This window comes from Crocinitomix algicola (assembly GCF_001661595.2).
In the GTDB taxonomy this organism is placed as follows: Bacteria; Bacteroidota; Bacteroidia; order Flavobacteriales_D; family Crocinitomicaceae; genus Crocinitomix; species Crocinitomix algicola.
On record NZ_LYPF02000017.1, the window covers coordinates 130,022 to 143,561 of the forward strand.

14 protein-coding genes and 1 pseudogene are annotated in these 13,540 nt (G+C 32.7%); 9 read left to right on the forward strand and 6 right to left on the reverse strand.

Annotated features, from left to right (window positions below; translation table 11 throughout):
- The first annotated feature begins 65 nt into the window (after nt 1-65).
- Both A8143_RS11285 and A8143_RS11290 read left to right on the forward strand, forming a co-directional pair.
- Nucleotides 66-986 carry a hypothetical protein gene (locus A8143_RS11285; RefSeq protein ID WP_070138165.1) on the forward strand — a complete coding sequence of 307 codons (921 nt, stop codon included), beginning with the start codon at nt 66-68 and terminating at the stop codon, nt 984-986.
- Complete coding sequence (locus A8143_RS11290; RefSeq protein WP_070138166.1) at nt 979-1,659, forward strand: ABC transporter ATP-binding protein; 681 nt, start codon at nt 979-981, stop codon at nt 1,657-1,659. Before A8143_RS11285 ends, A8143_RS11290 begins: the two co-directional genes overlap by 8 nt.
- A gap of 51 nt (nt 1,660-1,710) precedes the next feature.
- Here the strand turns inward: A8143_RS11290 and A8143_RS17250 are convergent.
- Nucleotides 1,711-1,890: pseudogene (locus A8143_RS17250) on the reverse strand (IS110 family transposase); the annotation flags it as partial.
- A 345-nt stretch (nt 1,891-2,235) separates the two neighbouring features.
- Between A8143_RS17250 and A8143_RS11295 the strand changes: the two are divergent.
- Both A8143_RS11295 and A8143_RS11300 read left to right on the forward strand, forming a co-directional pair.
- The gene (locus A8143_RS11295; protein ID WP_070138167.1) at nt 2,236-2,886 is read left to right on the forward strand and encodes a hypothetical protein; all 651 of its coding nucleotides are present in this window, start codon (nt 2,236-2,238) and stop codon (nt 2,884-2,886) included.
- A 403-nt stretch (nt 2,887-3,289) separates the two neighbouring features.
- Nucleotides 3,290-3,877, forward strand: a complete 588-nt coding sequence (locus tag A8143_RS11300) for a Crp/Fnr family transcriptional regulator (RefSeq protein ID WP_070138168.1) — start codon at nt 3,290-3,292, stop codon at nt 3,875-3,877.
- On the opposite strand, the gene A8143_RS11305 is transcribed toward A8143_RS11300, so the two are convergent.
- Complete coding sequence (locus tag A8143_RS11305; protein WP_070138169.1) at nt 3,874-4,272, reverse strand: DUF6326 family protein; 399 nt, start codon at nt 4,270-4,272, stop codon at nt 3,874-3,876. The genes A8143_RS11300 and A8143_RS11305 overlap by 4 nt on opposite strands.
- Nucleotides 4,269-4,997 carry a DUF6326 family protein gene (locus tag A8143_RS16695; protein WP_083261345.1) on the reverse strand — a complete coding sequence of 243 codons (729 nt, stop codon included), beginning with the start codon at nt 4,995-4,997 and terminating at the stop codon, nt 4,269-4,271. Before A8143_RS16695 ends, A8143_RS11305 begins: the two co-directional genes overlap by 4 nt.
- A gap of 209 nt (nt 4,998-5,206) precedes the next feature.
- On the opposite strand from A8143_RS16695, the gene A8143_RS11315 reads away from it, so the two are divergent.
- From A8143_RS11315 to A8143_RS11335, 5 genes are all read left to right on the forward strand, one after another.
- Nucleotides 5,207-5,578, forward strand: a complete 372-nt coding sequence (locus tag A8143_RS11315) for a hypothetical protein (RefSeq protein ID WP_070138170.1) — start codon at nt 5,207-5,209, stop codon at nt 5,576-5,578.
- 255 nt (nt 5,579-5,833) lie between these two features.
- Nucleotides 5,834-8,455, forward strand: a complete 2,622-nt coding sequence (locus A8143_RS11320) for a caspase family protein (protein WP_083261346.1) — start codon at nt 5,834-5,836, stop codon at nt 8,453-8,455.
- Between the two features lie 192 nt (nt 8,456-8,647).
- Nucleotides 8,648-9,181: a DUF5946 family protein gene (locus tag A8143_RS11325; protein ID WP_070138172.1), complete on the forward strand. Its 534-nt coding sequence runs from the start codon at nt 8,648-8,650 to the stop codon at nt 9,179-9,181.
- A 94-nt stretch (nt 9,182-9,275) separates the two neighbouring features.
- Entirely contained in the window at nt 9,276-9,782 is a 507-nt protein-coding gene (locus tag A8143_RS11330) for a TlpA family protein disulfide reductase (RefSeq protein WP_217494807.1), read from the forward strand.
- 260 nt (nt 9,783-10,042) lie between these two features.
- On the forward strand, nt 10,043-11,092 hold the full coding sequence (locus tag A8143_RS11335; protein WP_070138174.1) for an endonuclease/exonuclease/phosphatase family protein: 1,050 nt from the start codon (nt 10,043-10,045) through the stop codon (nt 11,090-11,092).
- Nucleotides 11,093-11,115: 23 nt separating this feature from the next.
- Here the strand turns inward: A8143_RS11335 and A8143_RS11340 are convergent, their stop codons facing one another.
- The 3 genes from A8143_RS11340 to A8143_RS11350 all read right to left on the reverse strand — a co-directional run bounded on the left by A8143_RS11340 (nt 11,116) and on the right by A8143_RS11350 (nt 13,512).
- Nucleotides 11,116-11,604: a VOC family protein gene (locus A8143_RS11340; RefSeq protein ID WP_070138175.1), complete on the reverse strand. Its 489-nt coding sequence runs from the start codon at nt 11,602-11,604 to the stop codon at nt 11,116-11,118.
- Nucleotides 11,605-11,673: 69 nt separating this feature from the next.
- A complete protein-coding gene (locus A8143_RS11345; RefSeq protein ID WP_245676500.1) occupies nt 11,674-12,492 on the reverse strand; it encodes a helix-turn-helix transcriptional regulator in 819 nt (272 codons plus the stop codon).
- Nucleotides 12,493-12,525: 33 nt separating this feature from the next.
- Nucleotides 12,526-13,512, reverse strand: coding sequence for a BtrH N-terminal domain-containing protein (locus tag A8143_RS11350; protein WP_070138176.1), 987 nt, complete (start codon nt 13,510-13,512; stop codon nt 12,526-12,528).
- Nucleotides 13,513-13,540: the final 28 nt, after the last annotated feature.

The window sequence follows — 13,540 nt, forward strand, 5'->3', positions numbered from 1 at the left end:
AACTCGCTCAAGCTGATATTTACCTTTGTACGTTACAAGCCATTATATAGACGGATCGTACATAAATGAAAGAATACTTTGACTTGCAATTAGTAATGACTAACCGAAAGATTAAAGAATCGGGAATTAATCCTGCTTTGGGATATCTTTTGGGGTTACTTACATTAGTCTTGCTCTCGGAATACATTTTTCATAAGACCGAATTTGCTAAATATGTGGTCATCTTAACTTGTCTTAGTTTTCAATTCAGACTTTCTGAAAAACACAGAATGGATTTCTTGTTGTCCACTTTTGGTGATAAATCAAAGTATAAAATAAGGGTTTTAGAAAACATAATCGTATGTCTTCCATTTGCTTCAATCTTAACATTCAAATTTTTATTTCTTGAAGCCATCATTTTGTTTTTATGTTCGATTTCTATTGCCCTATTCTCTTTTCGCACTAGCCTAAATTTTACAATCCCAACACCCTTTTCTAAAAATCCATTTGAATTTACCACAGGCTTTAGAAAGACCTTTTTAATATTCCTTTTGGCTTATGCATTGTCTGTTATTGCAATCAATGTAGGCAATTTTAACTTAGGGATATTCTCAATGTTACTTATATTTCTAATCACTTTGAGCTATTACTCAAAACCTGAAGAAGAGTTTTATGTATGGGTTCATGCCGATACTCCAAAATCATTTTTGATGAAAAAAATGATGATTGCAACAAAAAATTCTATCCTATTGACAATTCCAATTTCCCTTGGGTTATTGGTTTTTTATCCAACCTATTATGATTTGATACTACTCTTTTTACTCATTGGTTTTTTATTTTTATGGACAATGATTTTGGCTAAGTACTCGGCATTCCCGTCTGAGATTAATTTGCCAGAAGGAATTATAATCGCTTTTGCTCTATCTTTTCCTCCATTGATTTTATTGATAATTCCATATTTCTACACAAAATCTATTAAGAACCTTAGAAGGATATTAAATGATTAAAATTAAAGAACTTAATAAGTACTATGGAAATAATGAAGTGTTAAAAGAAATTAACATGGATTTTTTAAGAGGCAAGGTTTATGGCATTGTTGGAGAGAATGGTGCAGGGAAAACCACCTTATTTAGATGCATTGCAGGTTTAGAAAATTATAGCGGAGAAATAATTTCCCAAATTACACCTTTAAAAAATCATTTAGGATTGCTTTTTACAGACCCTTTCTTTTTCTCAAAGATAACAGGCAAAGAGTATATAAGGCTTTTGTGTAATGCACGGAATAAGAAAAATGTCAATATCGATCAAAAGAATATTTTTGACTTGCCACTAAATCAATATGCTTCCTCCTACTCAACAGGGATGAAAAAGAAGTTAGCAATAACGGCAATTCTACTTCAAGAAAATGAGTGCTTTATTCTTGATGAACCTTTCAATGGTGTTGACATTCAGAGCAATATTGTTTTGACTGAAATAATTTTGAAGCTTAAAGAATTGAACAAAACAGTTCTAATTTCATCCCATATTTTTTCAACTTTAAGTGATACATGTGATGAAATATATCTTTTAAGAAAGGGGGAGCAAATCAAATCAGTTCAAAAGGAGGACTTTAAATTATTAGAGCAAGAAATGAAAGATTTTACCATTGGAAACCGAATTGAAAAACTTGAACTTAAATAAGAAAAACGGCTTATAACAAAGAACTGTGCTAAAAAACAATTAATTTTTCAATTAAATTACTTTTGAAACAGGTTGCGTACTTCTATAGGTCTGGTCATATTTAACTCCTGATTTAGCAATTGCAAAGGCTTGTTTTATCAATTTATCAGCCACTGCAATTAAAGCGAGCTTCTTACTCTTTCCTTTTGATACTATTCAAACAAATACCTCACAGCATGCTTTGTTTGATTTATATGTGGGTGCTATGAACAATTAATGGACATAAACCTGTCATTTAGAGGGATTAACCTCGGAATCTAATTTTAGTGAAGGATAATGTCTACCGAACTGAAGGAATATAAAACGCCACACAACATAATAGCTAAAGCTAATGTCCGAACCTGGGTTGGTACACTTTCGCCCATTAAATGTCCATAATCAGGGCTGCCATCACTCGGTCGGACCAACCAGAATCCAGGATTTTTTGCCAGCACACTTCACTTCAGCATCTGAAAACAAATTACAATCGGTAAAATAAACACTTTGATTTACAATATTTAACAACTTTCATAGTTTGTTTTTGTAAAAGATCATAATATGAAAAATTCACTTTTTTACTTAGTATTTGCAGTGGCTTTGATGTCGTGCAAAAAAGAAGCTGTTGAAGTTGAAGAAAGCGGTTGCGAAATTCCCTCAACCTTTGGTTTAGCTGATACACCAGGCAGCTACTGGGTTTATGATTGGTATGAGATTGATAATTTTGACAATGAAACTTCCCTTCATATAAGAGATAGCATTTATGTTGTAGGAGACACTATTATTAATGATAATATCTACACTTTTTACTCAGGAACGCACATGGGCGTTCCAACGAAGAGGTTTGTACGAGATTCTAGTGGTTATATTGTCAATTCCACTGGATTCATTTTATATAGCACCACTACTGATAACGATACTACACATTTCTTTGAAAATGTAGGAAGTAACTCAAAAACATACTGGATTTCTAAGAAAGCAACCGAATCAGTTATCACACCATCTGGTGTATATGAAGTATTTGGTCGCGAAGGTCATTTTTACAAGACCAATGGTACTCCTTTTACTAATTGTGATTCCGTATGGGTTCAACAAAATTTCTATGATGAAAAAAGTGGTTTTGAAGTTTTAAGTCAAACAGCAATTATATCTCAATTACAAAATGATTGTATATTCAGAGAAAAAAGATTAGTTGTTCAATATACCCCTTAAGAAGAACCACACTAAAATCCTATTAAAACCTCTAAATTTAGTTAAGGTATTATCACATCTAATAAACTAAAAAATTGAATTTTCTGATTGGAAAGATGTTCCTAATAAAGTTTTTGTTCGAAAAGATGGAATCAAACAGGTTTATTTTCAAGACCCGGATGGATATTGGATTGAGTTAAATGATGATGTTTGAAAAAAATTATCAACTGGATTTTTTTATCTATTGCCTCTTGTTCCTTTTCTAAAAAAAGAATTTATATGGTTTTACTTTAGGCAAGAGTCTTTATTTGCGTAGAGAAATGTTCTATGGAACAAAAAATAAATTCATTCCGCGTATTTTAGGATTCACGATAAATCCCTAAATTTACTCTACCCATATGCTGTTACGAATAGCAACAACTATATGAAGAATAGATTAATAAATTATTTGCAAAAAATAACAAGTTTAACGACTGACGAGAGCACTATACTTTCGGAAAGTATGGTTATTAAAAATTTCAAAAAAGGAGACTTTTTGATCAAAGAGGGACAGTATGAAAAGGATAGTTTTTTTGTTTCTGAAGGACTTGTAAGACAGTATAAAATTGTTGATGGAAATGAAATTACAACGAATTTTTTCACAGAAGAGCAGTGGATTATTTCTTTCGAAAATATTGACGGAAAATCTTTATCAAACTACAACCTGGTTTGCGTCGAGGACACAACTGTTGTCATAGGGGATGAAGAGAAAGCACAAAATTTATTTAAACAATTTCCTCGATTTGAAAAGATTTCCCGTCAGATAATGGAAACAGTATTCAAAGAGCAGCAAGAACAAATGATATTACATTTAACCGATAAACCCGAAGAACGCTACCTAAAATTATTGGCGTCAAGACCGGACATCTTTCAACGCGTAACGCAATACGATATAGCTTCTTATATTGGTGTAAAACCTGAATCATTGAGCAGAATTCGAAAGAAACTAAGCCAAAAAGGACAAATTATTTAATAATCTCCCTTTAACCTTAACCATCGAATAGCATATGCAACTATAAAAGTTGTTGTTGCAATTTCAATCACTGCAAAGAATAAGTAATAAGCTGTTGCATCTCCCACAAACAAAGTCGCAATCATTGCCAAAGTTTTAACACCTCCAGCAAAAATATTGGCCCAACAATTGACTTTTTTATTTAGCAACTTTGAAAGCAAAACCATTGCTATCGGTATCTCCATCAAAAGACTAGCGTAGAATAAAAAACTTTCATTAATCGCTAACCCTTCTACATTTCCTGCTAAATATTGATTCAACTGGCTTGAATCCATCAATCCAATTAAATCACAGTACAAATAATTCAACGTGACAAATATCCAAAGAATACTCAATACTTCTTTTTTCTGACTCATATCGTTCGTTTTTTAGCTTTTGGCTTCCATCTAATTGCGTCAATAGTTATATATGTTGTTGCCGCAATTTCAAAAGCAGAAAAGAGTGCATAATGAGGTGTTGGTTTTCCTACAAACAAAGTTCCTGTTTGTACTAAAGTCATAACTGTTCCCGAAGCAATCTGTATCCAACGTAAGGTTTTTTCATTTTTGATTATATGTGGTAAAAACACATTAGCTATAGGAATTTGCATAAACCCCGCCGCTACGGTTAAAAAATTAGGCGTTATTTTAGTTCCCTCTACTACTCCCGCTTCATACTGTGCATGAATATTTGCATCCATCAATCCAACAAGGTCAGCATACAGGTAATTTAATGAAGCGAAAGCCCACATACTCGAATATAAATTCCGCCTATTTTTTAGAAACGGTAATGTTTCGTCTTGCGGTAGCCTGAAGTTTAGATCAGGATGATTAGAAATAGGAATAGAAAATTCTTGAGATTCTTTTTCTTCAATTAATATATTTTTATTCTTGTTTTTTAAAGGTGATAAAATGGTTTTTTCTTCTGAAAAAACGCTCAATTTACTAGATGGAACAAGGGGGTTGAACTTTAGGATATTATCAGGTTTATCGTGATTCAAACTTTTCTTCAAATCAACTTTCAAGACATCAACTTGTCCAAAACTCGCTATATTTAGGAGAGTTAAACTCAATCCTATTGCAATACTTTTTTTAAATTTCATTTGACTATTGTTTAATTATACTGCAAAAGTATTTGCGCAAGATTTCACTTTCATTGACTTTGGTTAAGAAATGAAATCAATAGATTTAAATTGATTAAACCAAGTTGATCATAAAAGAATTAGTTAAATTTTGGTTCAAACCATCAATCGTAAATAATAGCTATTTAAAAATTTTTAGATCGTTAAAAACATGAAAAAAACTATATCTCTTGAATTTTCTCATTTTATTCGGGTGTAAGAGCGACCCTATTTGCATGGTGAATAAAAACAATGCTAACAAACAAGTATATGATCTAGAGGAAGCTACTTGCTTCATCGCTTTACAGTTAAATGCCAAAAAATCAGAATTGAAGATAATTAATAGGGCTTTAATTGCTGAAGATAATTACATGAATAATATTGGACTTATACAGCAAAATCCGAATATACTAAATGAATCAGAATCGAACTTGGAAATGGATGTAGATGAACTCATAGAATATACTCTTAATATTGAAAAAGTGAATATAAGACGGGAGAAGTTAGTAGAAATCTACGATGCAGAAGTAGCATATTTAAAATTTATTGGAGTAGTAGACTAAAAACCATTTCCGCTTTATCACAAGTAACAATTAATAGATTGGCCAAATGGATAACAATTAAAAAATCGATGTGTTGGCCTATTAATTTAGTTTTGATTCAATGTTGGGTATACTACTTACAATGAACGATGCAATTTTGAATCTTTGCGGTAATCTTTGAATTGATTTCTAGTCTTTTTGTATATTTTGTGATCAAATTCATGTGTGAAAGGAGCTATAAAAACATTAAATGCCCTATTATTAAAAAATTGAAATATGACTAGAATAATGGTAGTACTCCTACTTTTGATTTTATCCTTGAATGCATTTAATCAAAAGGGGCAAACCTCATTGGTTTTTCAAACACCTCAGATTATCTCGCCCAACAAAGTTATTTCATCTCCAAACTGCGAGTATTTTGTATTGACAGATGACATTTCTGCTGGTAATTTATCTTTTGCACTTTTCAAAGTAAAAAATCACACACTTATTTCGTCCAAGGTAATATCACTTGATGCTGAAGACAACTGTTTTAGCATAGATGTTCGAGCCGTTAGTAATGACGGAAAACACTTATTATTGGAAAAGGAATGTAGTGTTTTTGGAGATGAATCAGCATTCTTTATTTATGCTGTTCAAAACGATAGCATCATTGAAGAGTCGGATTTTGAGATTGATTGGAATGCGTCTAGTTATGAAAATCAACACTATGAAATCTCAGGTAATTTTAATTTTGGTTCTAACTTCTCAAGTCAATCAACTAATTCAAATTTCCTTGTAGAGCATTATAAGTCTGTTAGAATAATTGACGAAGATACTGATGAGTTGGTCTGGAGTTCTCAAAAGCAAAAATCTTCTATCTATAACAATAGATATCCTATCTATTTAAAATCTAATCAAGTTGTTCTAAGCTCGAAAAATATGAAAGACAGAAAAGAACACTTCTATTGGTATGATTTTGTTAAAAAAGATACCGTTTTCACAACCAAAAACCCTTTCAGAACAATAAGTGTTTACACTTCTTATTTAATTGATGGAAAGTTGATATTGAATACTAGAAGCTATCCTTTTTTCAAGATGGACTCGCAAATTGAAATTGATTTGAGTTCAGGAAAGTTTTCGGATATTGATTGCCAGAAATGTAAAGAAATAATCAAGTCATCTAGACTGCTAATTAAAGATAGTTTGGCAATGGGCGGCCCTCAATTCAAAGATGCACATACTAGTTTATGGACTATTTTTAGAAAATACTACAACAAAGATGGGTCTCTTAAAGACCCGAATAATTCGGGGCCAATTAAAAAAGATTTTTATCCCGCAAATTTTTGGAATAGAAATGCTTTGGTTGATTCGCTTGCCTATAACTTTTATGTGTTATCGAGCTATAACAACAAGGTGGTTTATGCTGACATAACTTCTGCCGGATTATACACAATAAGACAGGAGACAAATCTTCAATTTTGGAATGGAGATAAAGAGAAACCCGAAGAACGAAAGGTGAATATGATGTATATTTCAGATCATGGTCCATTTTTTTACACAGACGATTTATATTACATGACTTTCGGAAACCCAAATGGCATTATAAGCATCAATTATGATGGTAAAGTATACCCCTTCGAACAATTCGACCTCAAATACAACCGCCCGGACATCATTTTAGACAGACTAGGCTATGCCGATTCATCCCTCATTTCCGCCTACCACGCCGCCTATCAAAAACGTCTCAAAAAAATGGGTTTTACAGAAGAGATGCTGGAGGATGACTTTCACTTGCCAGAGATTAAAATCGAGAACTTTGAAGAAATGCCAAAATTGCATGATCAAGGAAGTATCAATTTAAAACTAAATATCAAAGACAGCAAATACAAACTTGACCGAATCAATGTCTGGGTAAATGATGTGGCTATTTACGGAACCAACGGCATCTCTCTAAGAGATAAAAATGTACAAGAATACACAACTAACCTGGAAGTTTTATTGGCAAAGGGCAACAACAAGGTACAAGTATCAGTGCTCAACCAAGCGGGTGCTGAGAGCTACAAAGAAACTTTTGAAATAGAATGTACGGTAGGTAAAGCCCAGCCAGACTTGTACCTCATCACCATTGGAGAAAGCGAATTCCAACAGTCAGACTATAACCTCACTTATGCGGCCAAAGACGCCAAAGATATGGCCGCTCTTTTTGAGAAAAGTAAAGTCTACAGAAATGTTTACACTAAGACTTTGGTCAATGAACAAGTCACCACGGCCAATGTAAAAGCACTCAAATCATTTTTAGAACAAGCAGACATCAATGATGAAGTGATGATCTTCATTGCCGGTCACGGCGTGCTCGATGCTAACCTTGATTACTACTTTGCTACTTATGACATGGACTTTCAACAACCACAAAATAAAGGCTTGGCCTATGAGGCTTTAGAAGGATTGATAGATGGTATTAAACCACTTAAGAAAACGCTTCTCATTGATGCTTGTCATTCAGGTGAGATTGACAAAGAAGAAGTTGAACTAGCTGAAGCTGATTCAAATGAAGATGGTGATGTCCAGTTCAGAGCAGTTGGTAAAACAGCAACTCCAAAACTTGGAACTCAAAATACATCTGAATTAACTAAATCATTGTTTACAGATTTAAGAAAAGGAACCGGAGCCACTGTAATTTCTTCTGCCGGCGGAATGGAATTTGCAATGGAGGGCGAGGATTGGAAGAATGGACTCTTTACTTATTGCTTTATCAAAGGCATTAAATCAAAAGAAGCAGACCTGAACAAAGATGGAGAAATTTGGCTATCTGAAACCCAACAGTATGTCTCAGATCAAGTAAGCCTTTTATCAGGAGGTAAACAACAACCAACTTCAAGAATAGAGAACCAAACAATCGATTTTAGAATATGGTAAGATTAAAAACGTAATGACGGAAAATACTTATTATTAGAAAACACAATTGTAATAGCAACCCCGACACTCTAAAAATCTCTGAAATTTAAACACTTATATAACATATCGTTAACAACCTCAACCGAAATCAAAGAAAATGAAAAACAAATACTTCGGACGATTAAAACTTTAAACAAATTATTAATATAGACTATGCAGGACTATAGAGACTTTGCTGCTAAAAATGGCGTTGAGCTTTTAGAGAAAGGTCCGTGTCAATTCTGTGGTGCAAATTTAAGTGAAGGAATAGCTGCGTGTGTTGAAGCGTTTAATACCGGTTTAGATTCCAAAATTGATTTTAATAATCCAGCAAATCTCATGTATAAAATAATGAGTGTGGATGCTCACACTTTACAACACCCTGAAATTCACGGCCGATGGAATAATCACTTACACTTAACACGTTTGCATTTAGTTTTTAAACACGAATTAATCTGGACACATAATTCAACCGTAAAACTTAGCCGTCAACTCAATAAGTATAAACGTTTTAACCGTGATGAATATCTCCTTCCACCTAAAAAACTTGAAAGAGGAGAAGTTACAATTGATCAATTAGTGCAAAAAACGCTCGACGAAGAAGCGTGTAAAAAAATGATTGAGAAATGGGCGAAAAGCGTATATGATAGCTGGAAAATTCATCATTCCACAGTTGAAATAGTGGCTAAAATGTTTATTTCAGAATGAGTAGGAATGACCGGTCTACCGTTGATGACTTTATTGCAGACATATAATTTTTAAATTAAAATACGAATTAGAAATGATCAGAATTCATTGCTTATTGTTCGGTTTAATTCTTGTTTCAGTTAGTTTTTCGCAAACTAATAACAGCATACCAAACAATCCTTTTGATTACAAATGGTTGGATCAACAATTTCCCATCGACACATTAATTTCATTTGATAATGATACCCTGGTACTTTCTGAAAACCAAAAATATTATGTCATCAACTTTTGGTTCAGTAGCTGTATGCCCTGTATAGCAGAAATAAAGTGGTTAAATAAACTAAAAGAGGAATATCAATCTTCCGAACTTGAATTTTTAGCCGTTACTTTTGAAAAAAAAGAACTGGTAGATACATTTTTAAAAAATAATCAATTTGAATTTCAACAATTTTATATCGAAGAAGAAAAAATTAATGAAAATGCTCTTGCCATTGGCTATCCAACAACTCTTATTTTAGATAAATCAGGAACGGTTTTTTTCCATAAAACTGGTGGATACCCAGACGAGGAAGAAGCTGAAGCGATTTATAAGATCCTTTCATTAGAAATAGAAAAACTTTAGTTTGTTTTTGAGGTAATCCCCCTATTCGATAGATGAATTTAAAAATAATTTTTTATACTAATAAAATCCATTTTATTCAGTGAATCTTTGATTATCTAGGCATTTTTAGTATTAAAATTGAAAATAGGCCAACATATAGTCTGAAATCCTCAAAACAAACTTAAAGTCGTAATTTCTTACGTGGAACTAACGGAATTGATTAGTAAACGAATTGATATTTGTTATTTTTACCGTAAACTGAGCGAATTTTTTTCGGAATTATGACTGAAATCATTTTTAAGATACTGGGGATATTACTCGCTATATTTAGTTTTCTTCCTTTTTTTAGTTCTAAACATTGGTTTTTTAGAATATTTGATTTTTTAAGAATTCAATTAGCTGCGCTGTTAATTGTCACATTGGGCATTACGTCGTTATTCATATCATTCACTTCAATAATAGACCTAATTGTTATACTTTTCATAATCGCAGGAATATGTTGTAATTTAATTATTATTGTTCCATATATATCTTTAAACAAAAATATCCAGCCAGCCGAAAAACAAAGTGAAATTGTAGTTTTATCGGTCAATGTTAAACAAGAAAATAGCAACTACAAACATTTAATACAGCTCGCAAAAAAAATTCAACCTGACATACTACTCACAATCGAGACAAACAAAGACTGGGAAAATAATCTGAAGGAGATTGAAAGCAATTTTAAAACTGTTATTCGCGCTCCAAAAGAGAATAGATACGGAATGCACCTCTATTCAAAATTGGATATTCAAGAATATAAGATTAATTATTTGATTGCTAACGAATACCCCTCTATTAAAGCAAAAATGCGTTTTAATAATTTTGCTTTTGATTTTTGGGGAATTCATCCACCACCTCCCAGTCCAACTGAAAAAACCACTTCAAAACAAAAAGATGCCGAGCTCATGAAATTGGCGAAAATCATCAGTGAAAGCGAAAATCAAACCATCGTAGCTGGAGATTTCAACAACGTCACATGGTCAAAAACTTCCAAATTATTTGGCAAAATATCTAACCTAAAAGACGCAAGAAAAAAAAGAGGTATACACCCAACATTTCCAGCAAATTACCCTTTATTTCGATTTCCAATCGATTTGATTTTTCATTCAAATGACATACAAATTGGTCACTTGAAAACCGTTCAACTGATAGGTTCAGATCATTTACCCTTACATTTTTCTTTTACGATACACAGCGAAACAAAGAAAAAAAATAATGTTGATAGAGAAGTTGAAAATCTTGCTGACAAAACGATACAACAAGGTAAAAAAGCAGCAATTTTTGAAAACTGAAGGCTATCCAAAACGCTATTGGTCTAGTTGGGAGAATTTAACCCAAGTTTATTTCCTTCACTGTCAATAAATAAAGCAAAAAAACCACTTTCATCAGCATGAGCGGTTTTGGGTAATATTATTTTTCCTCCATTTAATTCTACTTTGTCTAAAACAATCTGTAGATCGTCTCCTGCGTTTAAATAAATCGTTGGACCGGTTGGACCTGGTTCGTATCCTTCTCCTTGAACTAAAATCCCTGTTGCTACTTGTTCTTCGTATGGAAAAATGCCCATATCCATCCCTGGAATTGCCATTTTTTCTATCTGAATATTCAAAATAGCTTCATAAAATTTAATGGCCCTAGATAAATCATTGGCCGGTATCTCAAAAAGGGAAATATAACTTTTCATTATCTGGTTTTTTTCATTATTCAACAATTCTTGATTTTCTGTAGATTCAGTATTTTGTCCAAACCCTGCAAAATTTCCTATTGCGCATAGCATAGAAACACTCAATATTAATCCTTTCATTTAAAATAATAATTAGTCAGGCAAACTTACGGTTGATTCAAGCAATGAAATTGTAAAAATGCGACATGGTTAGTCTTTATAAAAAAGTGAGGATAATTGCATATGCTTATCACCCAAAAATTCTTTTGGCGTTGTGCCGATGAATTCCTTAAAGTCTTTTATAAAATGGGCTTGATCAAAGTATTCACTTTCATAAGCAATATGGGTCAAATTTTCATGATCGGACAAAAGAAATTTTAATGCAGTTTGTAAGCGTAAAACTTTACCAAGTTGTTTTGGGCTAATCCCGATTTGTTTTCTAAAATTTCTTTCCAGTTGTCTTCTTTTTGATTGTTGATTCTCCAAAATACGACCAATTGATTGACGACCCTTTGACACCAGTAAAGCATCAACTGTTGTTTTAACCAAATTCTCAATGGCATCTTGTCGGTTTAACCGTGAAAATAAAAAGTTTTCAATAATTTTAATTCGCTCGTGAGTTGAAGAGGCGCTAAACATATCCTTTTCAAGTTGAAAAGCTGTTTCAGCTTTAAAAACATCGGTTAATGGAACTTCAAGATCGAGTAATTCTGCCAAGGGTGTATTTACAAAATGTGTAAAACCGTAAGGATAAAAACAGACAGCAAACGAATCTACATCTCCCAATGGCTCAATAAAAAAGGATTTTGTTCTTTGACCCATCACCATCGATTTGGGGTGTACAACAAAATCAGTAGCTGAGATATAACGCTTAATGCCCTCCTTTAAGTTAAATGTCATCTCAATACAACCATCCGGAATTATTTTTTGTCGATAATTCTTCGGATCGTAAGGCACTTCTAATGTCCAATAATATTTGACGAACGCACTAAGATCGGTATGAGGTTGGTAGGTTTGATAGTTCATCATTAACTTAAACTAAGTATTCGGTTAATTTATAACTTAAGTGCAAATTGCTTTCAATGTTTCCATGATTTTTTTTTCTCGAATGGATAAATCAACAAAAATTTCTGATGCTAGGTCTAAGCAACTAGCATCTTCTGTTTCACCAATTTTAACAAATAATTCCGCAATTTGCTTCCATAATGCCGCTATCTCACGATAATTCATACTTGCCGCTATCAAATCTTCAGAATTAAGCAGCTCTCCGCATTCTTCGATAAAATCACCGTATATGTTTCTAAATAAGGAGCCTCCTGTTCCTCCATTCTCCATTAAAGAAGCAGAGGTTCCAAAGTCTTTTTTATGGTCTACGCTGGTTTTAAACCATTTTTTTATTTCAATACTGGTTTTAAATATTCCCTTATAACCAATATTCTTAATTGGAGGATTCAAAAAATCGTTCGCATTGTTCCAAATTGCCTGCTTAACTACTCTTTTTAGATCAAATCCTTCTTGGTTTTTATCAATTGTATACGACAAGTTTTTAGAAGACATCGGCCCTTTTTCATTTCGAGCTAACGCGAGATTTTTTAACAATGTTTTCGCATTTCTGCCTTGTTGATTAGTATCATTTAAGTATGCAAATTCATCATCAAATCCATAGATTGAAGCATAGTGTCCAGCGAAATGAATTTTTTTTTCGAAATAGTCTAAATGATAACAGTCTAACTTTAAGCCTACCGCTTTTCCCTTTTCAAGTTCCAGTTTTACATTTTCCCATGCCTTTTTTGTTGAAGATGTTTCTTTTACATTAAGCGTTAAATTTAAATTTTTACAAATATTTTTAGTTAGTTCATCAGGCTTTATTCTCCCACCAATAAAGGGAAAATCCATGATTTTCATGTTCCAAAAAATATACCCTAAACCTTCTCCTAAACCAAACAACATGGGTTCAGAAAGATCAATCCCTAATTGGTACAGTAAACTACCGGTTGTCGTCGTTTCGCAATGCTGTCCATTAAAGGGTTTAAAATTTTCTATTATCATAATATCATATTAGTTCAGCACAAATTTG